Below are 23,273 nucleotides of genomic sequence, written 5' to 3' on the forward strand. Positions count from 1 at the left end.
CCACCCATGCCGAACGAGCATACGCAGACTATTCACCGTCCCCGGGGAGCGCGTTCGCAGCGGGCACTCTCTCCGGTACTGCGTATCGCCTTGCTTCTCGGATTGGTTGTGCATCTGGCCGGCTTCTTGATTTTCAAGGTGACGACCAAGCCTCTGCCCAAGTACGAGGCGACCGACCCGTATGTGGTATTTGTGTCGCCGAACGACCTGGCGGAGGATCGAGAGTTGGAAGAAACGGCGGTGCTTCTGGATTCGGCTCCCTTATTCCTGCCGACCCAGTGGAATGCGGTTCGTAACCTGGCGATTCCTCCGGTGCGTCAGGAAAAGCCCCTGTTCGCGGATTTCGAACCCCAAATCGAACTGGAGAATGAATTGGAGCCCTCCTACCTGGCCAGTTTGCAGGGAGACCAGGTGGAACAACCCCAGGATTTGTTGACCTTACCCTTTCTGCAGGTCTTCGAACCGCTGGGCCGGATCTGGGAACCGGTGCCGGAAATTCCGGAATCCTCACCGCTGGCTTTGGTGCGTACCGTAGATAGCGGTCGCGGATTGCTGGCCGCTGAGGAATTGCGTTTACCTGTCGACTTGGGGGATGCCGCAGGCATCTTTCCCGAGGCGCCGGCGGCGTTCTACCTGAGGGTCGGGGGGAGTGGTCGCATGCTGGGGGCGGTGGTATTGGCCGCATCGTCGGGGAATGCGGCTTATGATGCGGCGGCGCGATCCTGGTTGGAATCGGCCGAAGTTCTGGCCCGCTTGCCTGCCGGCTATCTTTCGGTACGTATCTTCCCCTGAGTGGGGCGGAGTGCAAAATTGACGATTGCGGCGCTTTCTGCATCCACTCTAATAAAGGCACGATGCCAATGGACCTATCTGCAATCGAATCCGAGGATTCCGTCTTCCTGACCAAGCTGGAAGCGATCACGACCTCGCATCCGCAACGACCGTCCTGGGATGCCTATTTCATGGCCACGGCACTCTTGATGGCCTCCCGTTCCAGTTGCGAACGGTTGCACGTCGGCTGTGTGATGGTCTCCGGAGGGGAGCAGAAGAACCGGATCATCGCGGCCGGCTACAATGGCTTCCTTCCCGGTGCGCCACATGTCTCCAGAGTCCGGGACGGCCACGAGCAGGCGACGGTCCATGCCGAGCAAAACGCGATTTGTGATGCCGCGCGGCGCGGGGTGTCGCTGGACGGGGCGACGGTCTACATCACGCATTTTCCCTGTATCAATTGTGCCAAGATTCTTGCGGCTGCCGGAATCGACGCGATCTACTACCACCGGGACTACCGCAACGACGACTTGGTGAAGGAAATATTGACCGAGAGCGGGGTGCACCTGAAGCAACTGTAGGATGTGGCTATGCGACTGAACCAAGACAGTGATTTCGACGAGGCCCCGCCGCACTATGCCGGGTCCCTTTTGGTGGCGCATCCTTCCTTATTGGACCCGAATTTTCGCCGCTCCGTCGTCCTGCTGACCGCCCACTCGGAGGAGGACGGTGCGCTCGGTGTGGTGGTGAACCGGCCCCTGGGGCAAACTCTGGGCGAGTATGATCCCGCTCTGCAGCAGTCGGAAATGGCCGACCTGCCCCTTTTTTATGGCGGACCGGTTGCGGCCGACCAGTTGATTCTCGTGGCCTGGCGCTGGACGCCGGAAGACGGTACGTTCAAACTATTCTTCGGTATCGACGATGTTAAAGCCTGCAAATTGTTGAAGGAAGAGCCCGGTTTCAACCTGCGGGGCTTTCTCGGACATTCCGGGTGGACTGGTGGCCAATTGGAGGCCGAAGTGGACGAAGGAGCTTGGGTGAGCTCACCGCTTACACCGGAAATGGATCAGTTCGAAGGGGATGCGCTTTGGCGCCGGATCCTCTCGACCAAGGGGCCTGCGCTGCGTCTGATGTCGGAGGCCCCGGAGGATCCTTCGGTCAATTAGCGCCGAGAAGGGCTGATTTATTTCAGTATTTGCCGTTGACAGAGGGGAGGCCGAGGCCTTTTTTCTCCCATTCTCTCAATTTTTGCCATGAAAGTAGTATCTTCTCTCAAGTCGCTCAAAGACCGTCATCCCGACTGCCAAGTGGTTCGTCGTAAAGGGCGCGTTTACGTAATTAACAAGACCAACCCTCGCTTCAAGGCGCGTCAGGGCTAAGGCAAACGCACGAAAGGATCCCAGCGTGAAGTCAAATATCCATCCCAAGCTCAACCCGGTTGCCTTCGTCGACGTTTCGACCGGCACGAAGTATCTGACCCGCTCCACCATGCGTGGCAGCAAGACCGAAAACATCGACGGTGTTGATTACCAAGTCGTGATCTGCGACATCACTGCCGACTCGCACCCCGCCTTCACCGGTGAGAAGCGTTTCGTCGACACCGCCGGCCGCGTGGAAAAGTTCCAAAGCAAGTTCCGCCGCCGCCGTTAATTCGGATCGATACGAATTTTTCAAAAAGCCCCGCTCCTGTGAGCGGGGCTTTTTTATGGTTTAAACGGAAGGAATCTCTGGCGGTCTGGCAGCTTAGCTGTTCCGGACCGCTTCCTTGGCAGCCTCTTTCTCATCTTCGAGGCGGGCGAGTTCGTTGACCAGTTGCTTCTCGATCTGGCTGATCGCTTCGTGATTTCCGCTGCTCTGTTCTTTTGCCAGTTGCTGCTTGAGGAAGATTTCACGTTCGGCCTTCTTGGCCTTGTAGCGTTCGTCGATGGTGGCGAGTTCGGCCTTTTGTGCATCGGAAAGGGGCTTTCCGGCCGAGGGGTCTTCACGTTCGAGGCGTTCCATGGCGAGTTCGTATGCAGACTTCATAGCGTTGAGGAAGCAGTCTAGGCATTAAGGATCAACCCCAAACTGATGGCCAAGGGCACGGTGACCGCCGGTATCGCGAGGTAAAGGCCCTGTACCCGCTTTCGATCCTGATGGATCCAGAGCAGCATGGCCAGATAACTTGCGAGTGTCCCGTAAGCGAGAAGCGGGGGAAAGTTCGGGCAATTGAAACTCATAAATTCGAAAGAGGTACTGTGTGCGACCAGTCCGTCCATGGCGGCTAAGACAAGCCAGGCCGCATAGTTCAGGTAAGCTGACACGAGGGGGATACCGGCCAGGCCGATGCCCATACTCAGGACTCCGGTAATAATCACCAGTGCCGCGAGGTGCACCAGCAGCATGTTGAGCAGGAGTGATCCAGGGGAGAGCATGCCGTAGTGGCTGGCGGTTAGCGGGGCGCTGGCGAGCCAGGCGGAGAGGCTGATGCAGAACAGGAGACTGAGTTGGTGGAGGCACCACTGGATGGCGCGGTGGTGACGCTTCCAGTTTATCTCTGGCAGCCAGCGGTAAGGTTGCAGTTGCGCCTGAACCGCTGCCTGAAGCGGGAGCCCGAAGAGCAGGATGCTGGCGACGACCGCATAAGACAGTTGGAAGCCCAGGCTGTGCAATTGCAGGGGATCATAAACAAGAACTGCGAGTGCCGAGCCGATCAGAGCGGCGAAGGGAGATCGTTGCCGCCGCAGGGCGAAGCTTGTCCAGAAAAAGGCGGTCATGAGAAAGGCCCGCATGGCAGAGGGGGCGGCCCCGGTAACCTCGACATAGAGAAAAAGGAGTGGCAGGCCGAGAAATGGCCGAATCAGCCCGGGGATCCGGCAGAGCATGAGGCCATTACCGATGACGAGTGCAATGACGCCGATATGCAGGCCGCTGATGGCAAAAAAATGCATGGTGCCGCTCATTCGGTAGCGTTGCTTCTGGGACGGGTCCAATTCCGATTTCAAACCGAGCAACATGGCCATGTAGATACGTTGGAGCCCGGTTTCCTCAGGACTTTCGAGACGCAGGATCGCTTGCAGATCTTGGTTGATCCGGTGGCAAAAGCGGAAAAACGCCTTGGGTGGTTCCTTTAGGCGGGCTTGGTTCGTCCGCTGCAGGCGGTAGTAAATGCCCATGCTTTGCAGGTAATGGTCAAAGTCCCGGCTTTCGTCATTGCGGGGTAGGGAAGAGACTACTCCTTTGACCGCGAGAACCGCGCTTCTTTGAAATTGCTTGTCGGCCAGGGCTGGCGGCAGCTCCAGGTAAATGCGGTCGCTTTTGCGGATCAGGCCGATCGCCGGTGTCTCGAGAACCGATGTTGTGGCCCGCAGTCCGGTGCCGTCACCGGCGGGTGTCAGGATACGATCGATCTGAAGCAGCAGTTCCAACTCGCGTTCCGGGTAGCTGAGTTCCTTGTCTGTGGGAATGCGAGGACCGCGTACCGCTGCGTAGGACCAGAAGGCCATGAGGACCGCAGCGCCAAAGAGCAGGTGCCAGATGAATCCGGGATGTGACGCGAAGCGCCATGCCAGTAGCGCCAATCCCACGGCGGCCGCGAGCATGAGCAGACCGGCGGCCTGTGGCCAACACCGCGCCAGCTCCAGACCGGTAACCGCTCCGGGCAGCAGGTAAAGCAGCGGAGCACGCACCGGACTCTGGTTAGATTCCATTTGTCTATTTAATGAAGCGTTTGCTTACGCTTTCCAAACACTAATTTCCTCTTCGCGCTTGCAACTTGGCAACTCGCACGGGAATTTGACGGCATGTTGGATGCGGACGATCAAGTCGGCTTATTTGGCGAAGAAAGCGGGCAGGACAGTGCGCCGCGCCCCTTGGCTGTCCGTATGAGGCCGCGTTGTTTGTCGGAGATCATCGGCCAGGACCATATTGTGGGGGAGGGCTGCCTGTTGCCGCGCCTGATCGAGGCGGACAACTTCGGGAGCCTCATCTTCTATGGGCCACCGGGCTGTGGGAAAACCTCGATGGCGGAGGTCATTGCGAGTGAAACACGGAGTAAGTTTGTCCGCATCAATGCGGTACTTTCCAATGTTGCCGAGTTGAGGGACATCCTGCGCTTGGCCCGCTACGAGAGTGCCAAGCGGACGATTCTTTTCATCGACGAGATACATCGTTTCAACAAATCGCAGCAGGACCTGTTGCTGCCGGATGTGGAAGCGGGCAACATCCGTTTGATCGGTGCCACCACCCATAATCCCGGTTTTTATGTCAATGCCCCACTATTGAGCCGAAGCCACCTCTTTCGTTTGGAACCGGTCGAACTGGACGCCGTGTCGACTGTTCTGGCCCGGGCCATCGGCGATTCGGAGCGGGGCTTGGGGAGTCACCGCTGCACCGCGGAACCGGCCGTATACCAGGCCTTGGCCGAGTTTTCCGGCGGGGACCTGCGCCGGGCCCTGAATGCCTTGGAAACACTGGTACTGAGCCAGCCGCTCGGTTCCCATATCGATGTGGATGCGGTCGAGGCTTTTGCCAAGGAGCGCCAGATCCGCTATGACCGGGACGAGGATGAGCACTACGATCACGCCTCGGCCATGATCAAGAGTATCCGCGGCTCGGATCCTGATGCGGCCCTTTATTGGGCCTTCAAGATGCTGCAAGGGGGGGAAGACCCCCGGTTCATCGCGCGCCGTCTGGTCATTCTCGCCTCCGAGGATATCGGTTTGGCGAATTCACATGCCCTGACCGTCGCGGTGGCCGCCTTCGATGCTTGTGAACGGGTGGGCTTGCCGGAGTGCGAGTACAATTTGGCTCATGCGGTTCTCTACCTTTCGACCTCTCCGAAGAGTAACTCGGTCACCCGGGCGATGGCGGCGGTGAAGCAGTCGCTCCGCGACAAACCGGTACAAGCGGTCCCGCTCTGGTTGCGGGATGCCCACACCAAGACCAATAAGTCGCTGGGGCATGGTAAGGACTATCTCTACAGTCACGATTTTCCCCAGGGCATCTCCGGGCAGGAGTACATGTTGGAGCCCCAGCGCTTCTTTGAGCCCGGTCTGGCGGGGGCGGAAGCGGCCACCGCCCAGCGCTTGGAGCAGATCCGCAATCTTAAAAAAGAAATACAAAAACGCCGGAATGCAGCCGAAGATTGATCTGTGGGCTGAAAACGCTACGTTAGCTGCATGAAACTACCGATCTGCCTGATTAGTCTGCTCGTTGCCTGTCTCATTCCCCTTTCTGCTGAGGAAGCCGCCGCGGAGCGGGTGCTGCCCACCGAGGTGTCGGATCCTCCCTATGAGGTCGGCCAGGCCCCCTGGATTGCCGGCTACTATATCGAGCGGGACGATGCGACATCTCTGAATTTCCGCTTCGAGGAAAACCAGATCCGTCTCTACTGGATCGATGAATACGGCACCATTGCCGAGCCTGAGGCCACCGAGGCGAATGTTCGTTTCATGGGTTCGGTGCGCGGGCGGCCCTACCATTCGCTGACCACTCTGGGGGGCGGTGCCGGTCTCGGCGCTCCCGCAATCATGGTACCCCCTCACATCTACAATATCATCCTCAACGTCAAGAACCCGGAAACCGGGGAGTTTGATACCTACTCATTCCGCTACAACATTTCTATGGATGAGGCGAAGGAGCCGGAATTTCCGCTTGGAACCGAATAGCTCCTGCCGAGACTAAGGGGCATGGATTGGAAACAGTTACTGAAGAGCTGGGTGCTGATCGCGCTCGGCGTGCTCCTTGCCTCGTATACCTCCATGGGAGGGATCCAGTACGACAGTGTCGGGGCTCTGATCATCGCGGTGGTCTTGCTCAGCTTCCTCAATGTCTTTCTCAAGCCCGTGCTCATGTTGTTTTCCCTGCCCTTTATCATCCTGACCTTCGGGATCGGTATCTGGCTGATTAATGCACTGCTTTTCCTCTTTGTCGGCTGGGTTGTCGGCGGATCCGATGGCGGATTCGTGGTCAACAGCTTTGGCAGTGCGCTTTGGGGTGCTCTGGTTGTGAGTATTACGAGTTTTATCGCGAATGTTGCCTTCGCCTCGAAGGGCCGGGGCGGGGTGAATGTCCAAATCCACCGTGGGGGGCCTACGCCCGGCAACCGGCCCAGCCCGTCTGCGCCCAAAAGGCGCAGTGAATTGGATGACGACGACGTGATTGATATCTGAGCGTTGTTCTCCCCAGCATTGACGCATCGGGCATTGAGGGTTTATTCCTCGGCTTACACGCCTTCTCTCAGAGACTCTCTTATAACCAATCGAATTATGGCAAACACCACAAAATACGACCTCGTTGTCATCGGCGGTGGCCCTGCGGGCTACGCGGCAGCTATTCGTGCCGGCCAGCTCGGCAAGAAAGTGGCCTGCGTTGAGCAGGAGCGTCCGGGCGGCACCTGCCTGAACTGGGGCTGCATTCCGTCGAAAGCCTTGCTGAAGAGCGCCGAGCTCTACAGCAAGATCCAGCACTGCGATGATTTCGGGATCAGTGTCAAGGGGGTCGATTATGACTTTTCCAAGATCATTGGCCGCTCCCGTGGGGTGGCCGATACCATGGCCAAGGGTATCGCCTTTCTTTTCAAAAAGAACAAGGTCGACCACTTTACCGGCGTCGGAACCATCAACGTGCCCGGCATGGTGGAAATCACCGACGGGCCGGACAAGGGCAAGATTCTGCCGACCGAGAAGATCCTTATCGCGACCGGCTGCAAGCCCCGTCGCCTGCCGGATCTTGAAGTCGACGGCGAGCGGGTCATGACCTCCCGTCAGGCCCTGGAAATGAAGAAGCAGCCGAAATCCATCGTGATCGTGGGGGCCGGTGCGATCGGGGCCGAGTTTGCCTACTTCCTCAACGCTTTCGGGACCAAGGTGACGCTGGTTGAAATGCTCGACCAGGTGTTGCCGATTGAGGACCATGAGACGGCTGCCGTGGTTGCAAAGGAATTCAAGAAGCAGGGCATCGATTGCCGTGTGTCCACCGCGGTCGAGAATATCAAGGTCGCCGCCAAGAACGTGAAGATGGACCTGGTCAAGGGCGATCAGAAGGAGAGCATCACGGCCGACAGTATCCTTCTAGCCATTGGCGTGAATGCGAATACCGAAGGGCTCTTCTCGCCCCGCATGAAGCTCGATTTACACCGTGGTTACGTGAAGGTGGACGACAATTACGAATCTTCCGTCAAGGGGATCTATGCCGCTGGTGACATTATTGGCCCGCCTTGGTTGGCTCACGTAGCGACCTATGAGGCAGTTCAGGCGGTCCAGGGCATGTTCGGACACAGCAAGCCGAAGCGGGTGAAACTGTTCCCCGGATGTACCTACTGTCTGCCGCAGGTGGCCAGTATCGGCAAGACCGAGAAGAAGCTCAAGGAAGAGGGCGTGGCGTACAAGGTTGGCAAATTCCCCTTCCAGGCTTCCGGCAAGGCGGTGGCTTCGAACCAACCGGAAGGTTTCGTCAAGATCCTCGTGGACGAGAAGTACGGCGAAATCCTCGGTGCGCACATTGTAGGTGCCGATGCCACCGAGTTGATCGGTGAGTACTGCCTGGGCATGCAGCTGGAAACCACGGTGGAGGAAATTCACCACACCATCCATGCGCACCCGACCCTGAGCGAGGCGACGATGGAAGCTGCGGCCACCGTATTCGGCGAAGCGATCCACATCTAGTCCGGACTACGCGTTTTTTATGGCGGCCACATCTTTCGGGTGTGGTCGCTTTTTTTTGGCTCATGGTCGATTTTCGGGAAAGTACGGCATTGGACATGAGTGCTCGTATATCCCGACCCCTCCGTCTGCGACAAGCGCAGCCACCTCCCCTTGACAAGAGGAGGAGCTTTTATGTTGCAGCCTCTACCTGGAATGGATCGTGAGGCCCCCCTGCTAAACAAGTTGCCATCAATAAGCCCTTTCCCGGTAAGTGACGATGAGCTTTTTGTAGTGCCTTTGTTATGCTCTTGATTAGTTCGGCTACTAGTGGGCGGTCCTGTTATTTAGCTCCGGATTTTATCTCGCCGTGATCGGTATTAAGTTTCATAATTAACTCCAACGGAGGCTGTTATGTTTCAGAAGGCTTATTTGTTCGGAGGCGCTACTGCCTTGGTCGTGGGGGCAGCTCTGGTGGGAGGATGGACGCCCGTAGCAGTGGACGAGGACCCTGTTTTATTCATGCCCGGATCGCAACCGGGATCGACGGTTTTGGAGTCCATTGACCAGTGTATGAATTGCCACAGCGGCTATGACGCGCCGGTTGAGCCCGGACACACCTGGGCCGGTTCCATGATGGCGCAAGCGGCCCGCGATCCGCTCTGGCTGGCCTCGGTTACGGTCGCTTTACAGGATTCGGTCTGGCTTTTGGGGAATGCCAACGCAGGCGATCTCTGTTTGCGATGCCACAGCCCGGTTGGCTGGTTGGGAGGTCGAAGCGATCCCTCCAATGGAACGGCGCTCGACGCCGGCTTGGGGGATTATGACGGGGTGAATTGCTCCTCCTGCCATCAAATGATCGACCCGATCGCGGCGGAGCGTCAGGAGCCTTGGCTGGCAGCAGAAACCGATCCGGTCATCCAGACGGCAGCGGATGCAACGTATGCGTTGGATACAAGCTTACTAGGATCCTTCGTTCTCTTTGATAATAGCGGTTTCTATGATGTGGATACGGATTTGCCGCTGGCCTATGGTACGGGGGCTTTGCCCGACTACATCGAGGCCAGTTCCGGACAGTATTTTATGGACCCCGATACGGCAGTGAAGCGGGGCAACCGGCATGACGCGGAGCCGAAAAGCCACTCGGTGAATTATTCACGTTTCCATAAAATGCACGGCCAATGCGCGGTTTGTCATGACGTGTCAAATGCGGCCATGGCCAATGCGGTGCTCGGTTTGGAGACGAGCAGTGCCCAGTCGGCGGCGAGCTATTTCCATGTGGAGCGCACGCTTTCGGAATTCCTGTTGAGTGCTTACGGGCAGCCCGGCGGCGCGTCCACTCGGGGAGCGCTTGCGGAGAATGTCGTATCTGCGAGCAGCTGTCAGGATTGCCACATGCCTGTCTCTACGGGCAAGGCCTGCAACAAGAATGTACCGGTCCGCTCAGACCTTCGGGTGCATGACCTGAGCGGGGGCGGCTACTGGATCAGCCGGGTGCTGGCTTCGGTGGATGCGTCTGCGGACAATCCCTTGAAAGATGACCTGAATCTGCAGCTTCTGGACGGCACTCTCTATCCCGGTGCTGTGATCGACGTCGCCGGCCTTCAGGCGCAGGGGGCGGCCTTGTCGGACGGGGCGGACCGTGCCCTCTCCATGTTGACGCATGCGGCCAATCTTCTGCCTTTGGGACCGAATTCGCTACGGGTGTACAACAATACCGGGCATAAGTTGATCTCGGGTTTTCCTGAAGGGCGTCGCATGTGGCTGAACCTCCGGTTTTACGATGCGAGCGGCAGCTTGATTTTCGAGATTAACCCCTACACGCCCTTGGTCGTTAGCCGTGATTCAGATGGGCGTCCGACCTATGTTTCCGGTGCGGAGCTGGAGCATACGAGGGATGATCTTGTTTTCGAAGTGGCGATGCAGAGTTCGCTTACGGGAGAGGACAAGACCTTTCACATGGCCCTCGCCACCGACCGCTACAAGGATAACCGTATCCCACCGGTCGGATTTAATGTGGCGGCTTCGACGTTCCGTCTGGCGCAACCTCGAGCCGACGGGGTGGATGCGCTGGACCTCTTCTCGGCCTCGGAGTACGCCGGTGGCTACAAGGATGTCTTTTTCAATTTGCCGGAAGCCTGTGTGACTTGGGAGGCGGTGCTCTATTACCAGAGCACCTCGAAGGAATATATGGAATTCCTCCGCGATGAGATCAACGGTGTGGCTGAAAGCTTAAGTAGTCCGACCCCCTCCGGGGAGGCCGATGCCTATATTGCCCAAAGCGATGTCTTTTTCAGTACGCTGGCTGATTGGGGCAATGCAGTCTGGGAGCTTTGGTTGCACAATGAAGGGGCGCCGCCCATCGAAATGGTACGCACTATCAGTCCGCCCTGTGTGACCGCTCTGGGGCAGACTGAATCGGGCTTCTCGGTCCAGTTCATGGCTTATGCAGGCCGAGTATATGAGCTGCAGGCCCGTGACGAATTGACCATTGGGGAATGGACGACGATTGCCGGTCCGGTGTCAGGCTTGGGGGAACTGGTTGAATTCGTCGATCCTGATGGCAGTACGAAGACCAAGCGATTCTACCGTCTGGTGAACGAGCTTGAGGAGTGATTACTTGCTCGAGAGCGCGTAGATCTCCGCAGGCGAGAGTGCACGGTCATAGACCGCCAGTGCCGCGATGTCTCCGGTGAAGAAGTTGCCGATGTTACTGTGGCGGTCGACTGCGCCGACGGTGAAGTCGGAGCCATTGGGGCCGCCATTGTGCAGGCCGCCGGCCATTGAGTAGGGGTTGAGGCCTTCACGGGTATCCAGTTGACCGTTGAGCCATGCATAGCCGCATTGGCCGTCATAGCTCATGCCGACGACGGACCATTCGTCACGGGGCACGGGCTTGCTGCCGACCGGACCGTCGATGCAATACTTGAAGCCGGGAGTGGGGCCTCCGACATTCGAGAGGTGCCCGCATACTTGATCCGCCTGTTGCCACACGCCGATATTTAAGAACAAGCCGTATTGGCGGCCTTTGTTGCTCTCGTTCCACTGGCCGGCGATAAATTCGCACTCAGTGTTCGACTTGCGTGCGCGGCGGATCCAGGCCAGCACCGTAAGGTGGCCGGATGGGCCATGAATGTCCAATTTCGGGCACTCGCTGCGCGCGCAGTTCAACCACTGGCCTTCCTCCAGGTGCAAGGCTTTCCCCCCGAAGGGCGCAGTGTCCGAATCAATCGCGGCGAGCGTGCCGGATTGGGAATTCAGGATATAGGGCTCGCCCTGGCAGGCTCGAAAGCTGTCACCACTCTCCGTGAAGTTCCAAAAGGCGACCAGCCCGGGAAAATCGGATGGTTCGGATGGGAGGATGAAGTGAGGCACAACGTGTTCATTCATAGGCAGGCATTAGGACGCTGCTTGATTTTGAAGTGAAGCGGAAAGTCGAGCGGTCCGATAAGTTTTCGTCCCGGTTAAGGATCGGGGGACAGGCTTACGCGTTGCTCTACGCTTGGCAAATGATGTCGAGCTCCGGATGTCCGGTCCGGACTCTCTCGATCGCGGCGGCGTCGAGGAAACTGAGCCCGGTGGACAGCGCATCGGCTTCGGTTGCGGTGGGGGCGAGTACACTCACGCTGCTCCACTGTGCACTCGGCAGTCCAGTTCGAGGATGGATCAAGTGGTGAAATTGGCCGTTTTTCGAAAACCGGCTTTCGTAACTTCCGCTGGTCGCCAGTGCGCGATTGTTCAGTTCGGTGACTTGGATGATCCGGTCCGGTCGTTTTGCGTCTTTGATTCCCATCCGCCAGGGACGGCCCTTCGGGTGTGATCCGATGGCTCGCGCTTCGCCCAGTTCGACCAGGACGTTTGTGTAGCCTGCTTCTTTTAATTGTTCGCTGACACGGTCTGTGATGTAGCCTTGGGCGATGCCGTTGAGGCTGAGTTGCATGCCCGCGTGCTCAAGCCGTATCAATTCCGGGGTGTGGCGTACTTTGTCCCATCCGGTTTGTTGTAGGGCAAGGTCCAGTGCTTCCTGGCTGGGGCCTGTATCCGAATCCGGATACAGGGAAAAATGCTCCTGATACAGCTTCCACAGTCTCTGTATACTGGGGTCGAAGGCACCTTCGGTAGTTTTGCGGGCTGCTTCGATCGCGGCCAGAAGCCGTCGCCAGTCTTTGGTGGGGTTTTTCAGGTAACCGTCCCGGTTCAACTGGCAGAGTTCGGAGTGATGGTCGTAGAGGCTGAATATGGACTCAAGCCGGCGAATTTCTGCAGAGCATGCCTGGAGGCAAGTTTCGGCTTTCCGACGGTCTTCCGTAAAAAGGGTGAGTTGGCCGGTAGTGCCGAGCGCGAAGCCTTGCCATTGGACCTTCTGCAGTCCGGTGGTGGATGCGGCCAGTTGCTGCAGGCTCATGCCGGCAGCACTTGTGGCGAGAATACGGATGAAACGACGGCGCTGCATCAGGCGGATGGGGTGGTCGAGTGCCGGCGTGACTTGCGCAGCCATCCGAAAATACCTGAACTGATGAGGAGAAGGATCGCGACGGCACTGAGGTCCATCAGTGTGCGCCCGCCCCATCCGAACAGTCGTCCGGAGTGCAGGTCCAGCAGGACACGATAGAGAGTGACCCCGCTGCCTTGGAAACTTTCCAGCAAGGCTTCCTGTTCTTTTGGAGCCAGCATCTTCGTTTGGAGGGGTGCCACTTCGTAGCGACCGGTGTAGGTTTCAAACTCGATCCAATTTGGGTCCGGTGTGAAGTTTCCTTCCTCCGAGATGAGGACGGCTCTGCCATCCGGGCTTTGGCCGACCGCTTGCAAGCTTTCGAACGGTAGCTGCAAGAAAGAGACCCGTTCGATCAGTTCACCCTCCGGGCTGAGATAGACCAGTTCATCGGTCGTAATGACGGTGGTGATCGGATCGCCCTCTTGTATGCCGATCGGCGCGGAAGCGCTGCAGATCGCTTGCGTGTTGTAAAAGAGTTGGCCCGCGAGGGCGGAGAGTGTGTGCTCGCCTTGGATTGTGTAGCTACGGATTGATTCCGTTGTGGCCATCCCGTAGCGTTGCAGGATCAGCCCCGAGTGGATCTGTATCCGGTCCAGCCCCAGTCGCTCGGTGTGATTCAAGGCCAGGCCTGTGAGGGCGACCACTGCGAGAAAGAGCGAGGCGCCGATGCCCATCCAGCGATGCCAGGCCAGGATCGTGCGTTTTCTGGGGAGGGCGAGTTTCATCGGGTGACCTCCTTGTGTAGGAACAGCGCAAGGCGCGACAGGCGGGTGAGGGCATTGACCGAGAGAGTGGCACCGCTGATGCCGTCGATCTGCTTGTCCAAGCGGTTTTCCTCGTCCAGGCCGAGCCCTTCAAACTGGTCGGTAAAGAACGGGTAACGCACCTCCCAGCCGTGACTTTCCCGGTAGATGAGTACACGCATTTGGAGCATGCTCTCGTTCTCAATCAGGAAGCCGGTGGTGATCGGTTTGACTTTGCCGATTTCCTCCAGAATCCATGCGGTTTTCGGACCGGAACGCCAGTAGCGGATGCGCAGGCCGGGATAGTCGTGGCCGAGAATGGCCTTGATCTGCTCCTTGTATTCCTTGGTCAGCCAGAGCACTTGAACCTCCGGTGCTTGTTCGAAGCATTGTTCGATGAAGACTTCCGGTGCCAGATAGACGTCTTCACCCTGACTGCGGTTCGTCAGAAGCAGCAGGCAGATTGCTGTCAGGATCTGGAAGCTTGGTCGGCGCATGAAGACGGCTCAAGAGAAAGCCGGTGCCCGCTCAGTTCGCAAGCACCGGCTGTTCAAAACAGCTTAGAATTGGTAGCCGATACCCATATTAAAGGCACCGCTTATATCATCTCCATCGTCATTGGAGCCATTGTCGTAGTCCTGGTAGTCCAATTTGAAGACTACGTTTTCGGTCGGCCAGTAGTTGAGTCCGATCTCGATAATCTCGTTCTCACGCTGGCCGCTACCCCGGTAGTATTCGTAATCACTGTAGCGGGCATAGACACCCAGATCGCCGTATTTCTCGCTGAGTTCCCAGCGGTAGGATGGCTCGATATAGTAGCCGTACTGGTCTTCCGCGTCATTCGGTACATCGCCGCTCAGGTCCCAGCGGGCGTAGAGTGCGCGGAAACCGAAACCGCCCTTGCGGTAGTCCGCATGCAGACTCGTCAAGAGCCCCGAGAATTCGGCCGGATCGGTTTGTGCCAGATCATCCTGATAGAAGACCGAGCCTCCGATCTCCAAGCCGGCGATACCGGTGTACTTGATCCGGCCGGCAAAGGCGGCTTCTTCATTGACGGCTCCGGAGACCTTTTGGCGGCCACTGCGGATCCGGTACGCGCTGCTGCCGCTGGCCGCGACATCCAGCCCCGAAGTGATGGCTCCGTCGACTGAGATGCCGTTGGCGAAACGGTAGCTGCCTTTGACTCCGCCTTCCCACCATGTGCTGGGAATAATGTTCGACTCGATGCGGTTACGCTCGACGCCATAGAAGGTGTTGGGCTCGTGTATTTCATTGAGCAAGCCGACCGGCATAAGGAAGAGACCGGCATCGGTGGAGAACTTGTCCGTCCAGTCCATCCGGATGAAGGCTTGCTCCAATTCGACTTCGCCGTTCTGGCCCTCGCCGGCAATGGAATGCTCCAGCTCAAACTCGCTGAAGAGCGAGATCCAGTCGTTGAAGTCGTGGTTGAAGAAGAGCACGAAGCGGTGGAAGTCGATTTCGTTCTCGCCTCCCTGCGGGAAGTTCGCGTGCAGCTCACCATAGCCACCAAGCGAGGTGTCTTCCGACCAACTGCCAAATCCGGCCTGGCCCGCTTCTTCGACGGCCAGCGTCGTGGCGTCCAGTTGGGCCTTCGCCTGCTGCAACTCGCTGCGGGTGCTGGCTGCTTCGGCTTTGGCTTCGCCCGCTTCCGCCTTGGCGGTTGCGAGTTCAGCCTGCGCCGTGCTCAGGCTGGTCTGATTGGCCTCTACCAAGGACTTGAGTTCGTTGATTTGCTCTTGTTGTGCTTGGATGATACGCCACATCTCCTCCGGGGAGGGAAGGGCGGTGTCAGCGGCTTGGGCGCCCGTCCAGCTGAGCAAGCTGGCGCCGGCCATGCAGATTAGGGTCAGGTGTGTTTTCATGTGGTTGTCAGTTGAGTGTGAGAAGAGAGAATGGGTCTCAATATTAACTGAGGTCGATGTCAACTTAATTATGATACTGGATCTCATTAGCGCTTAATGGAGCGTCTGAGGGAAGATGACATTCCTGCTTTTCGCGTTGACGAACGAGAGTGGCTTTGGATGCTAAGCCGCTTTGCGAACGCTCCCGTAGTTCAATGGATAGAGCAGTGGTCTCCGAAGCCGCAAATCTGAGTTCGAATCTCAGCGGGAGCACCAGCCCCTAAGTCGCTTGAGGTGAAGTGCTTGGGGCTTTTTTGTGTCTCTTTTGGGGGGCTGCCCCGGATATGGCAGGGCGGGACGCCCTGCCTCCTTTTTCAGATGATCGGCCGATTGTGATTTCGAGCTGCCTTGGCTGGGAGCAAAAAAAAGCGTGGCCAGTCATGACCACGCTTTTGGGGAAATACTTTACGCTGGAATGGCTACTTTTTGTTTTTGCCGCTTTGCGGTGCCGTTGCGGCACTCTTGATTTCGTTTTCGCCGCGGATGATTCGGTATTTGCCGTCAAAGAAGCGAACAAAGTCCTTGAGGTTGTCCTCGCGTGCTTCGGAGAAGTTTTCATCCCCGGCCAGGAAGAGGATGATATTGATCGAAGGGTTCTTTCCGCTCCGTTCCTCGTACAGCGTCTTGATCAATTCCTTGAAGTATTTTTCAACATCCCGCTGCTCCATATACTTTACGGGTTTGTAGCCCGGGTGGCCTACTGTGCGTTTGATCTTGAAGAAGTGTTCCAAGTTTTCCCGGTCGAAGATTCGCGGTGGCAGCCCATTTTTCTTACGCTCGGCTTGGTACGCGCTGAGTGCCGCTTTCACTTTCTTACTTACTTCCGAGGACTCCGCTTTATAGGCTTTCAACTGTTCCTGATACTTCGGATCTGAAGTCTTTTCCTTCCATTTGGCATTTTCCTCCGGGGTGAAGGAGCGGACGATTCTGCCAAAGCCGGAATAGGAACTTGTGATGATGAAAACGGCGTCGATATTTTGCTCCAGGAAGGCTTGCGTAAGGAACAGCTTTTCGTTGGTCCCATTCCAATGGTGATTGCTCAGTTGCTTGTTGACCGGATCCTCCGGCAAGGTCTCAAGCTTGGGCCGTTTCGCTCCGGATATCCCCAGTTTTTTTGCATCGGCATTGATCGGGCCGATCCATTGTCTGAGTTCATTGACGACCTCCGTTCCAGTCGGGATGGGTTGTGGTTTGAACATCTTGACGCGCCCATCGTCGAAGAAGCAGACGTTGAAGAGTGTGCCGGCATTCAGGCTGCTCACCACGTGAGTCACTTCATCCTTGATGACACGGTAACTGTAGAGGCCGCCTTTCTGGTCGATCAGCATGTTCTTGCCTGCATCCACCACGAGCAACACACGCTCGGACTTGGTCTTCAAGCCCATCACGTTCACCATTGATGAACCAAAGCCGATGCTGCCGCTGGAGCGGGAAAGGAGTCCGGCACCGCCGAAATTGCCGATGCCGGCACTGACGGTAAAGGATTGATCCATACTCGGCAGGTCGACATTCACCGCGCTGACCGCAATATTACCGACCTGCTTCATGCGCAGGTTGTTCAGCGGCTGGTTATCCGGTGTCGGCTGGGGTTTGATCTCGACCTTCACCTCCTTGGGCGGTTCGACTTCTTCCACGGCAGGTGGTTCTTCGAACTCCGCATCGTCGGGTATCACGTACTTCACGACCACGAGACCTCCCAGCAGGAGGCCGACCAGCACGTGAAGGCCGCCGCTGATGAGCAAGACATTCATCAGCATGGGGTTGATCTTACGCTTTTTCTGCTCGGTAATCATGATTTAAGAGCCGTATGCGGCGAATGAGACTTTCTTCACCTTGGCCTTGGCACAGGCGTTGAGTATGTCGACGGAGCGTTGGTGCGGGGAGTCGGGATCGGCTTGGATCTTGACGACGGTATCGATTCCCGCGCGGTCTGAGGACAGCTTGAGACGGGTGAGCGTCTCGGTCAGCTTGGGCATGACCCGGCTGTCGGAGCCATCCATGGGTGCACCGTTGAGAAGAATTAAGCCATTGGGAAAGACTTCGACAATGTGCTCGCTGGGGAGTTCCAGATTCTCGGTCGGAGGTGTGGAACTCGGCAGCTTGATCCCGATGTCCGCCTCCTGTTGGAGAGGGAGGAACATGAAGTAAATCAGGAGCAGGAAGACGACGTCGATCATCGGCGTGATGTCGACTTTTTCCTCGGTTTCCAGGACTTTATTGACTGCTGCGCCCATAGTTAATCCTTATTTGAGGCGAAAATGAGGTCGAAGATGCCTGCTTTGGCGCAGGCCTCCATGACGCGGTTGACGTAGCGGTGGGGCACTGCGGAATCGGCCCGGAGATAAACCTTGAGGCCGGGTTGTTCCGTGCGCATCTGTACCAGCGCTGCAGGCAGTGTCTCGTAGGTGGTCGGCTTGGCGCCGAAATAAACCTCACCGTTGATATCAACCGAGATGTATTGGCGCTCACCGGGTTCTTCTGGGATGGTGGCTTGTTCGGCTTCCGGCAGTTCGAGCTTGATGAGCTCGGCACTGATGAAACTGATCAAGGTCATGAAGAACGCAATGAGCAGGAACACGACGTCAATCATCGGAGTCAGTTCGAACTCCGGGTCGACGTCATCTGGTTGCCACGCTTTCATTGGATGATTCCTTGTGGCGATTAACGGTTCTTGATGGCTTTGTTCAGAGTGAACTGCAGGTCGCCGACGACGCGGCCGACGCGTGAGGTGATCTTACCGTACTTGTTCTTGAAGAAGAAAAAGAAGAACATGGCGGGAATACCGATGATCATCCCCGATGCGGTGGTGATCAGGGCCTCGGAAATGTTACCGGCCAGGGCTTGGGCGCTACCCGCACCTTCCGCTTCGATGACGTTGAAGGCCTTGACCATACCGGAAACGGTTCCGAGCAGCCCGACCATAGGAGAGAGGGATGCGACGACGGACAGGTAATTGATCAGCACGAAGGGACCGGACAGTTCTTCTGCAGATGCTTCTTCAATGGCTTCCTTCACTTGTTCCGGGTCGTAATCGCGAATGTCGACACGTACCAGGCCGGCATGGATGATGTTGGTGGCCGGTCCGGGGTTCTGCTCGCAGATATTCTTTGCGCTGTCGATGTCGGCTTGTTCCAGGGCCTTGTCGATTTCGACGGTGGCATTGGTCTTGAGGATCGGACCGGGCTTGACGGCCATGAAGTTGTAGACGATCAGACCGAAGCCGGAGATCGAGAGTAAACCGAGCGGATACATGGCCCAGCCACCTGCCTTGAACATGTCGATGAGTGACTTGTCTCCGCCCTTTGGTGCTGCTGCAGCTTCGTCAGTTGCGACTTCGGTTTGGGCGGCTTCGTCTTCAGTTTGAGCCTGCAGGCTTTGGGTCAACATCCACTGCGATGCACCGGCGATCAGGGCAATCACAAAGAATGTGCGAAGGATACGGGAGGTTGTTGTATTCATAGCTTTATAAAGTATGTGTTCAATGGGTGGAAGTTAGTTGGTTGAAGTCTCGGGCGTGGACAGTTTCTCCAATGAGGACGAGGCGCGTGCGGCCCAGGGAGAGTCCGGGTAAAGGATGGTGATCTCAGTCCAGACGTTGCGGGCGGAGACCGGTTTCAGGTCCCGTGCATAACAGTCGCCGATCAGGTAGAGCATCTCCGGCACCCAGACGTAGGAGGTACGGGCGCGGACGAAGCCACGTGTGAGGTTGTCCAGGGCCTTGCCGTATTCGGCCTTGCGATACTCACGCGAGCCCTGCAGGAGCTTGTAGAGCGAGAAGAGGCGCTCCTTCGGGTCCGGTTCCTCAAGCTTGTCAAAGATTGTATTGCCCTCTTCGAGTTGGTTGTTGAGCACCAGCGAGTAGGCCAGCCACATGCGGATGTTGTCGAGCGCTTCCCCTTCGACGAAGGTTTCGACTTCGCGGTAGATGGGGATCACCGCTGCGTAGCGCCCTGCGGCTCGCAGCTTGTCCGCCGCGTCGATGATCGGCGAAATATTGACCGCATATTGTCCCTTGACCGGCAGCATGCGGCAGATCTCGACCGCATGGTCGATGTCTCCCTGGTCCATGTAGAGGTTCAACAGCCGGATTCCATATTGGCTGTAGCGGGGGCTGACGGTATCGAGTTGGATACGTTGCAGTATATCCAGTGCTTCGTCCAATTCTCCGGAGAGAATGAGCGATTCGATCAACATCTGGACTGGGACGTGCAGCTGGGTAAAGGTGTCCGGTACCTGGTGGAACTTAATCAGCGGATAGGCCTGTGGGCGCAGGATGGCGAGCGCGCCGACATAGTTCTGGTTGGCCATCATCTCTCGGGCCTGCTGGATATTCTCGAGCTGCAGGGTCAGGCTCTGAGCCATGGACTCGGAAACCGGCAGGGAGATTTCACCGACGCCGCCGTCGAGTTCGGCGATCAGCATGCCGTCCTTGAACTTGGTGAATTTCAGGGTCTGGACGTTGCCGAAATTGTTCTGCTGGATGTAGACGGGTTGCCTGCCGAACTCCGTCCAGTAGCTGTTTTCTGCCAGTGCAAAGCTGGCAATGATCGGGAACAGTGCAGTGATGAGGGCCCGCTTCAGTCGTCGGGCGGTTTTAGGGCTGAGATATGGGGCGCGGCTCATGGTTGTAGCTCCTTCAGTTGGGCGCGAATACGTTCGTAGAGTTCCAGCGGGGCGGAATCCTTCAGTTTTTCCTCGGCTTCCTTCAGGGTGGAAATGGCATCCTCGCGCGAACCCATCGCGAGCAGGGCCTCCGCATCGGCCAGGTAGGCCTTGGCAGCCCATTCGCCGAAGTGGGAGTAGCCGAGGAAGGTACGTTCGAAGAACCCGTGCGCCTTGGCATGCTCGCCTTCGGTCATGAAGGATTCGCCGGTCTGGAAAAGGGCCCGGGCGTGGAGAATGCCGCGCCAATCCGGGACACGCAGGATGTATTGGTACTGCTCCCGCGCCTTGTCTCCGTTGCCTTGCTTGCTGTAGAGCTCGCCTTCGCGCAGGATGACTGCGGGGATCTTCGGCGAACCGGGGAAGAGCGAGCGGATCTGGTCCAGATAGTTGATCGCGGTTGAGAGGTCGCCGCGTTGCTCGCTGACATCGGCGAGGCGCATATAGGCGACGATCGCGGCGTCATCCTGCGGGTAATTGGTCAGTACCTGGTTCCAGGCTTCAACCGCGAAGTCCAGACGCTTGTCGCGCTCATAGTCGGCGACATACAAGAGTACCCGCGGCGTGGATACCGTAAGGAAATCCGCATCATAGGGCATGGAGGGGAAGTCTTCGATGCCGATCCGGTACAGGCCCATCAGCATGCGCGCTTCCGCGATGCGGCTCTTCTCTGCCTTGTACTTGGCGAGGAGGCGTCGGAAAAAGTCCTCCGGGCTTTCGACCGGGTATTGGGCAAGCTGTTCACCGTACTCGGAGGTAATGTCGGCGATGGGGGCCAAGCCGTCCATCAGGTTGGGCCCGAAGTTCGGATGTTCACGCAGGCGATTGTAGAGGGACTGGTCCACCTTCGTATTCAGGTAGAAGAACTCGAAGAGGAAACCGCGGTCGGTTACGATCTTTTCGCGGAATTCCAGGTCGCTCTCGAGTTGCTTGAGGAAGGCGACCGTTTCTTCCAGCATCGCCTTGTTCTTTACGTATTTTTCGGCGTAGCCTTCGATCAATGCATCGACCCCCTGGTTGTCGATTGCGGTGGCATACTTTTCGATGTTGTCCTGGTAGAGTGCCAGCATCCTGACCGGCATGAGCAGGGACTCATAGGCCCGGCCGAGTTCAAAGACGGCATCGGTCAGCCTGCCATTGTCGCCGTAGGTGTTGATGTAGTCGATGAAGTGGTTGGCCATCTTCTCGTACTCACCCATCCCCTCGTAGATGGTTCCGATGCGGAAGGCGACGGCATTGTGGATATCCTGCAGCTCGGTAATGCGGTCGGCCGTTTGGAAGTGGCTGATGGCATCGATGAGTAGGCCTTCAAGGAAGTCGATTTCACCCAGGAAATAGTAGGCCTGGTCCAGTGAGTTGCCCTGCGGGTATTTTTTGATGTAAGTGTTGAGGGCATTGCGGGAGCCGGCGAAATCCTGCGAGTAGTAGAGGCAGGCGCCTTTGCGCAACTGGCTGTCTTCCGCGTACAAGCTGGTGGGATACTTGCTCAGGACGGATTCGAAGTTGGAAAGCGCTTCCGGGTACTGGTTCTTCATCAGCTGGGCCAAGCCGCTCCAGTAGAAGAGGCCGTCTTCGAAGACGGGGCGGTCGTGGATGTTTTTCCAGATTTCGGTCTGTGCCAGCAGGGTATCGATTTCCCCCTTCGAGAGCAGGTGGTTGCCCCATTGCGCGAGCAGGCTGTTCGAGTAGGGGTCCATCGGGCGTGTCGTGAGGAAATCGACGATCGTATCGAGGAAGTCCTCACCCCGGCCCACTTCCAGTAGCTTACCGATGTAGGCGGCGGAAATGTCGGAATAGTAGTCGCCCTTGGGGAAGCGCGCGCGGTAGGCCTCGGCGATCTGGATCATGGTCGCATCCTTGTGGATCTTCATCGCATTGGAGAAGGTCGCATACATGTAGAACTGGATTTGTTCATGATCCGGGTTCTCCGCCATGAGATCGTAGAACATCCAAAATGCTTCATAGGGACGCTCGGTGCTGGTGTAGTTCCGGGCCCGGCGGACGAGGAGTTCGTTGCGCAGGCTGGGCAGTGTCTTGAGCTGCTCCAGCATGTTGGTGGTGATCTTGATCTCTTGGGTCAGGCGGTCGATGCTGTCCTGGTTGCCGCCGAGGGCTTGAAGGCGTTCCAACTGCGTCGTCTTTGTGGCCAGCTTCTTCTCATTATACTCAATCATCACATCGGTGGTGTTGATCAGGTTGAGGAGCAGCGCCGCATCATTGTAGCGCATGTTGTTGACCATGGTGTCGCTGGCCAGCAGCAGGGCGACGTTCAGGCGAGGTTGGTAACGGACTTCGGACTCCCGTGCGAGGATGGGCAGCAGTTCGATGGCCTTGTCCAAATCCTTCGATTTGACATAGGCTTCGAAGCAAGCTGCGGCGGCCAGGGCGACATCATCGGGTTCCTTGGAAATCTGCAGGAGCTTTTGGAAAATGGGGAGGCCTTCTTCCAGCTTGTTGGTGTAGTAGTGAATTTGGGTGAGGTCTTTGAGCAGCTTGTTTTCCTCTGCATAGCTGAGGATGAAGTTGTAGCTGCCTCCCAGGATTTTTTTCATCAACTCGACCGCGTCCTCATTCTGTTGCAGAGCGCGGTAGATATCGACCCGCTTGAGTACGGCTTCTTTCATGAAGCGCGATTCCGGGTAGTCGCTTTCCAGTTTGTCGTACCAGACCAGGGCTTCCTTCAGCTCTGCCTGTTGTCCGGAGCTGATATAGCGCTGAATGTAGCCGGTGCCGATGAAGAAGATTGGGCCGTCGAGCTTGATTTCCGTATCTGGAGCGGCTTCCACACGGGAGACCAGTTCCTTCAGGAGCGGCATGGCTTGTTCCAGCTGGCCGGATTCCACCAGTTCGTTGGCTTGTGCCTGCAAGGTGCTAAAGGCCAGTTGACTTGCATCCTGGGCATGTGCACCGACGAGGCTGGCTCCGGCAGCCAAGGCAATCAAAAATGCTTTTTTAGGGGACTTCGGGGGGAACATTACTGTAAAGGTATGTTATGTTTGCAAGGGGCCAAAGGTTCCGGTTCCGTCCCCCCTTGTAAAGCGTAAATCGAGGCCGGAGA

At 57.2% G+C, this 23,273-nt stretch carries 23 protein-coding genes and 1 tRNA gene; 11 read left to right on the forward strand and 13 right to left on the reverse strand.

The features are described from left to right. The first annotated feature begins 6 nt into the window (after window positions 1-6). The 5 genes from O2597_RS15660 to O2597_RS15680 all read left to right on the forward strand — a co-directional run bounded on the left by O2597_RS15660 (window position 7) and on the right by O2597_RS15680 (window position 2,421). Entirely contained in the window at window positions 7-792 is a 786-nt protein-coding gene (locus O2597_RS15660; protein WP_269526365.1) for a hypothetical protein, read from the forward strand. Window positions 793-860: 68 nt separating this feature from the next. Further along, window positions 861-1,352 carry a deoxycytidylate deaminase gene (locus tag O2597_RS15665; protein WP_269526367.1) on the forward strand — a complete coding sequence of 164 codons (492 nt, stop codon included), beginning with the start codon at window positions 861-863 and terminating at the stop codon, window positions 1,350-1,352. A 9-nt stretch (window positions 1,353-1,361) separates the two neighbouring features. Next, entirely contained in the window at window positions 1,362-1,937 is a 576-nt protein-coding gene (locus O2597_RS15670; protein ID WP_269526369.1) for a YqgE/AlgH family protein, read from the forward strand. Window positions 1,938-2,024: 87 nt separating this feature from the next. After that, the gene (ykgO, locus tag O2597_RS15675) at window positions 2,025-2,150 is read left to right on the forward strand and encodes a type B 50S ribosomal protein L36 (RefSeq protein WP_269526371.1); all 126 of its coding nucleotides are present in this window, start codon (window positions 2,025-2,027) and stop codon (window positions 2,148-2,150) included. Window positions 2,151-2,175: 25 nt separating this feature from the next. Further along, on the forward strand, window positions 2,176-2,421 hold the full coding sequence (locus O2597_RS15680; protein WP_269526373.1) for a type B 50S ribosomal protein L31: 246 nt from the start codon (window positions 2,176-2,178) through the stop codon (window positions 2,419-2,421). 93 nt (window positions 2,422-2,514) lie between these two features. Here the strand turns inward: O2597_RS15680 and O2597_RS15685 are convergent, their stop codons facing one another. Together O2597_RS15685 and O2597_RS15690 are read right to left on the reverse strand one after the other, a co-directional pair. Beyond that, window positions 2,515-2,796 carry a hypothetical protein gene (locus O2597_RS15685; protein WP_269526374.1) on the reverse strand — a complete coding sequence of 94 codons (282 nt, stop codon included), beginning with the start codon at window positions 2,794-2,796 and terminating at the stop codon, window positions 2,515-2,517. Window positions 2,797-2,813: 17 nt separating this feature from the next. Continuing rightward, window positions 2,814-4,460, reverse strand: a complete 1,647-nt coding sequence (locus O2597_RS15690; protein ID WP_269526375.1) for a ComEC/Rec2 family competence protein — start codon at window positions 4,458-4,460, stop codon at window positions 2,814-2,816. Window positions 4,461-4,553: 93 nt separating this feature from the next. Between O2597_RS15690 and O2597_RS15695 the strand changes: the two genes are divergently transcribed. The 5 genes from O2597_RS15695 (at window position 4,554) to O2597_RS15715 (ending at window position 11,009) form a co-directional block, all read left to right on the forward strand. After that, window positions 4,554-5,900, forward strand: coding sequence for a replication-associated recombination protein A (locus O2597_RS15695; RefSeq protein WP_269526377.1), 1,347 nt, complete (start codon window positions 4,554-4,556; stop codon window positions 5,898-5,900). 30 nt (window positions 5,901-5,930) lie between these two features. Then, window positions 5,931-6,419 (forward strand): hypothetical protein, encoded by a 489-nt coding sequence (locus O2597_RS15700; RefSeq protein ID WP_269526379.1) that lies wholly within the window; start codon window positions 5,931-5,933, stop codon window positions 6,417-6,419. Window positions 6,420-6,440: 21 nt separating this feature from the next. Continuing rightward, window positions 6,441-6,923 (forward strand): phage holin family protein, encoded by a 483-nt coding sequence (locus O2597_RS15705; protein WP_269526380.1) that lies wholly within the window; start codon window positions 6,441-6,443, stop codon window positions 6,921-6,923. A 96-nt stretch (window positions 6,924-7,019) separates the two neighbouring features. Next, window positions 7,020-8,417 (forward strand): dihydrolipoyl dehydrogenase, encoded by a 1,398-nt coding sequence (lpdA, locus tag O2597_RS15710; protein WP_269526382.1) that lies wholly within the window; start codon window positions 7,020-7,022, stop codon window positions 8,415-8,417. A gap of 390 nt (window positions 8,418-8,807) precedes the next feature. Beyond that, on the forward strand, window positions 8,808-11,009 hold the full coding sequence (locus O2597_RS15715; RefSeq protein WP_269526383.1) for a multiheme c-type cytochrome: 2,202 nt from the start codon (window positions 8,808-8,810) through the stop codon (window positions 11,007-11,009). On the opposite strand, the gene O2597_RS15720 is transcribed toward O2597_RS15715, so the two are convergent. The 5 genes from O2597_RS15720 to O2597_RS15740 form a co-directional block, all read right to left on the reverse strand. Continuing rightward, window positions 11,010-11,783 carry a LamG-like jellyroll fold domain-containing protein gene (locus O2597_RS15720; protein WP_269526385.1) on the reverse strand — a complete coding sequence of 258 codons (774 nt, stop codon included), beginning with the start codon at window positions 11,781-11,783 and terminating at the stop codon, window positions 11,010-11,012. Window positions 11,784-11,889: 106 nt separating this feature from the next. Further along, window positions 11,890-12,891: an FAD:protein FMN transferase gene (locus O2597_RS15725; RefSeq protein WP_269526387.1), complete on the reverse strand. Its 1,002-nt coding sequence runs from the start codon at window positions 12,889-12,891 to the stop codon at window positions 11,890-11,892. Then, window positions 12,846-13,613 (reverse strand): PepSY-associated TM helix domain-containing protein, encoded by a 768-nt coding sequence (locus O2597_RS15730; protein WP_269526389.1) that lies wholly within the window; start codon window positions 13,611-13,613, stop codon window positions 12,846-12,848. Before O2597_RS15730 ends, O2597_RS15725 begins: the two co-directional genes overlap by 46 nt. After that, complete coding sequence (locus O2597_RS15735; RefSeq protein WP_269526390.1) at window positions 13,610-14,128, reverse strand: FMN-binding protein; 519 nt, start codon at window positions 14,126-14,128, stop codon at window positions 13,610-13,612. Before O2597_RS15735 ends, O2597_RS15730 begins: the two co-directional genes overlap by 4 nt. A 63-nt stretch (window positions 14,129-14,191) precedes the next feature. After that, complete coding sequence (locus O2597_RS15740) at window positions 14,192-15,514, reverse strand: porin family protein (protein WP_269526392.1); 1,323 nt, start codon at window positions 15,512-15,514, stop codon at window positions 14,192-14,194. A gap of 180 nt (window positions 15,515-15,694) precedes the next feature. On the opposite strand from O2597_RS15740, the gene O2597_RS15745 reads away from it, so the two are divergent. Further along, window positions 15,695-15,769, forward strand: a tRNA-Arg gene (locus tag O2597_RS15745). 203 nt (window positions 15,770-15,972) lie between these two features. On the opposite strand, the gene O2597_RS15750 is transcribed toward O2597_RS15745, so the two are convergent. Genes O2597_RS15750 through O2597_RS15775 form a run of 6 tightly spaced genes read right to left on the reverse strand, consistent with a single transcriptional unit; the run spans window position 15,973 to window position 23,190 of the window. Further along, window positions 15,973-17,346 (reverse strand): hypothetical protein, encoded by a 1,374-nt coding sequence (locus O2597_RS15750; protein WP_269526393.1) that lies wholly within the window; start codon window positions 17,344-17,346, stop codon window positions 15,973-15,975. 3 nt (window positions 17,347-17,349) lie between these two features. After that, the gene (locus tag O2597_RS15755) at window positions 17,350-17,787 is read right to left on the reverse strand and encodes an ExbD/TolR family protein (RefSeq protein ID WP_269526394.1); all 438 of its coding nucleotides are present in this window, start codon (window positions 17,785-17,787) and stop codon (window positions 17,350-17,352) included. Window positions 17,788-17,789: 2 nt separating this feature from the next. Then, on the reverse strand, window positions 17,790-18,194 hold the full coding sequence (locus O2597_RS15760; RefSeq protein WP_269526396.1) for an ExbD/TolR family protein: 405 nt from the start codon (window positions 18,192-18,194) through the stop codon (window positions 17,790-17,792). A 20-nt stretch (window positions 18,195-18,214) separates the two neighbouring features. Beyond that, entirely contained in the window at window positions 18,215-19,012 is a 798-nt protein-coding gene (locus O2597_RS15765; RefSeq protein ID WP_269526397.1) for a MotA/TolQ/ExbB proton channel family protein, read from the reverse strand. Between the two features lie 33 nt (window positions 19,013-19,045). Further along, window positions 19,046-20,176: a tetratricopeptide repeat protein gene (locus O2597_RS15770; protein WP_269526399.1), complete on the reverse strand. Its 1,131-nt coding sequence runs from the start codon at window positions 20,174-20,176 to the stop codon at window positions 19,046-19,048. Continuing rightward, entirely contained in the window at window positions 20,173-23,190 is a 3,018-nt protein-coding gene (locus O2597_RS15775) for a tetratricopeptide repeat protein (protein ID WP_269526400.1), read from the reverse strand. The genes O2597_RS15770 and O2597_RS15775 overlap by 4 nt, the downstream gene beginning before the upstream one ends. Between the last annotated feature and the right edge of the window lie 83 nt (window positions 23,191-23,273).

Origin of the sequence: Coraliomargarita parva (assembly GCF_027257905.1) — a bacterium.
Taxonomy (GTDB): domain Bacteria; phylum Verrucomicrobiota; class Verrucomicrobiia; order Opitutales; family Coraliomargaritaceae; genus Coraliomargarita_A; species Coraliomargarita_A parva.

Bases quoted from the DNA above. Each gene is read 5' to 3' on its own strand.
- O2597_RS15660 (WP_269526365.1), top strand. From the start codon at position 7: ATGCCGAACGAGCATACGCAGACTATTCACCGTCCCCGGGGAGCGCGT.
- O2597_RS15665 (WP_269526367.1), top strand. From the start codon at position 861: ATGGACCTATCTGCAATCGAATCCGAGGATTCCGTCTTCCTGACCAAG.
- O2597_RS15670 (WP_269526369.1), top strand. From the start codon at position 1,362: ATGCGACTGAACCAAGACAGTGATTTCGACGAGGCCCCGCCGCACTAT.
- ykgO (WP_269526371.1), top strand. From the start codon at position 2,025: ATGAAAGTAGTATCTTCTCTCAAGTCGCTCAAAGACCGTCATCCCGAC.
- O2597_RS15685 (WP_269526374.1), bottom strand. From the start codon at position 2,796: ATGAAGTCTGCATACGAACTCGCCATGGAACGCCTCGAACGTGAAGAC.
- O2597_RS15690 (WP_269526375.1), bottom strand. From the start codon at position 4,460: ATGGAATCTAACCAGAGTCCGGTGCGTGCTCCGCTGCTTTACCTGCTG.
- O2597_RS15695 (WP_269526377.1), top strand. From the start codon at position 4,554: ATGTTGGATGCGGACGATCAAGTCGGCTTATTTGGCGAAGAAAGCGGG.
- O2597_RS15700 (WP_269526379.1), top strand. From the start codon at position 5,931: ATGAAACTACCGATCTGCCTGATTAGTCTGCTCGTTGCCTGTCTCATT.
- O2597_RS15705 (WP_269526380.1), top strand. From the start codon at position 6,441: ATGGATTGGAAACAGTTACTGAAGAGCTGGGTGCTGATCGCGCTCGGC.
- lpdA (WP_269526382.1), top strand. From the start codon at position 7,020: ATGGCAAACACCACAAAATACGACCTCGTTGTCATCGGCGGTGGCCCT.
- O2597_RS15715 (WP_269526383.1), top strand. From the start codon at position 8,808: ATGTTTCAGAAGGCTTATTTGTTCGGAGGCGCTACTGCCTTGGTCGTG.
- O2597_RS15720 (WP_269526385.1), bottom strand. From the start codon at position 11,783: ATGAATGAACACGTTGTGCCTCACTTCATCCTCCCATCCGAACCATCC.
- O2597_RS15725 (WP_269526387.1), bottom strand. From the start codon at position 12,891: ATGGCTGCGCAAGTCACGCCGGCACTCGACCACCCCATCCGCCTGATG.
- O2597_RS15730 (WP_269526389.1), bottom strand. From the start codon at position 13,613: ATGAAACTCGCCCTCCCCAGAAAACGCACGATCCTGGCCTGGCATCGC.
- O2597_RS15735 (WP_269526390.1), bottom strand. From the start codon at position 14,128: ATGCGCCGACCAAGCTTCCAGATCCTGACAGCAATCTGCCTGCTGCTT.
- O2597_RS15740 (WP_269526392.1), bottom strand. From the start codon at position 15,514: ATGAAAACACACCTGACCCTAATCTGCATGGCCGGCGCCAGCTTGCTC.
- O2597_RS15750 (WP_269526393.1), bottom strand. From the start codon at position 17,346: ATGATTACCGAGCAGAAAAAGCGTAAGATCAACCCCATGCTGATGAAT.
- O2597_RS15755 (WP_269526394.1), bottom strand. From the start codon at position 17,787: ATGGGCGCAGCAGTCAATAAAGTCCTGGAAACCGAGGAAAAAGTCGAC.
- O2597_RS15760 (WP_269526396.1), bottom strand. From the start codon at position 18,194: ATGAAAGCGTGGCAACCAGATGACGTCGACCCGGAGTTCGAACTGACT.
- O2597_RS15765 (WP_269526397.1), bottom strand. From the start codon at position 19,012: ATGAATACAACAACCTCCCGTATCCTTCGCACATTCTTTGTGATTGCC.
- O2597_RS15770 (WP_269526399.1), bottom strand. From the start codon at position 20,176: ATGAGCCGCGCCCCATATCTCAGCCCTAAAACCGCCCGACGACTGAAG.
- O2597_RS15775 (WP_269526400.1), bottom strand. From the start codon at position 23,190: ATGTTCCCCCCGAAGTCCCCTAAAAAAGCATTTTTGATTGCCTTGGCT.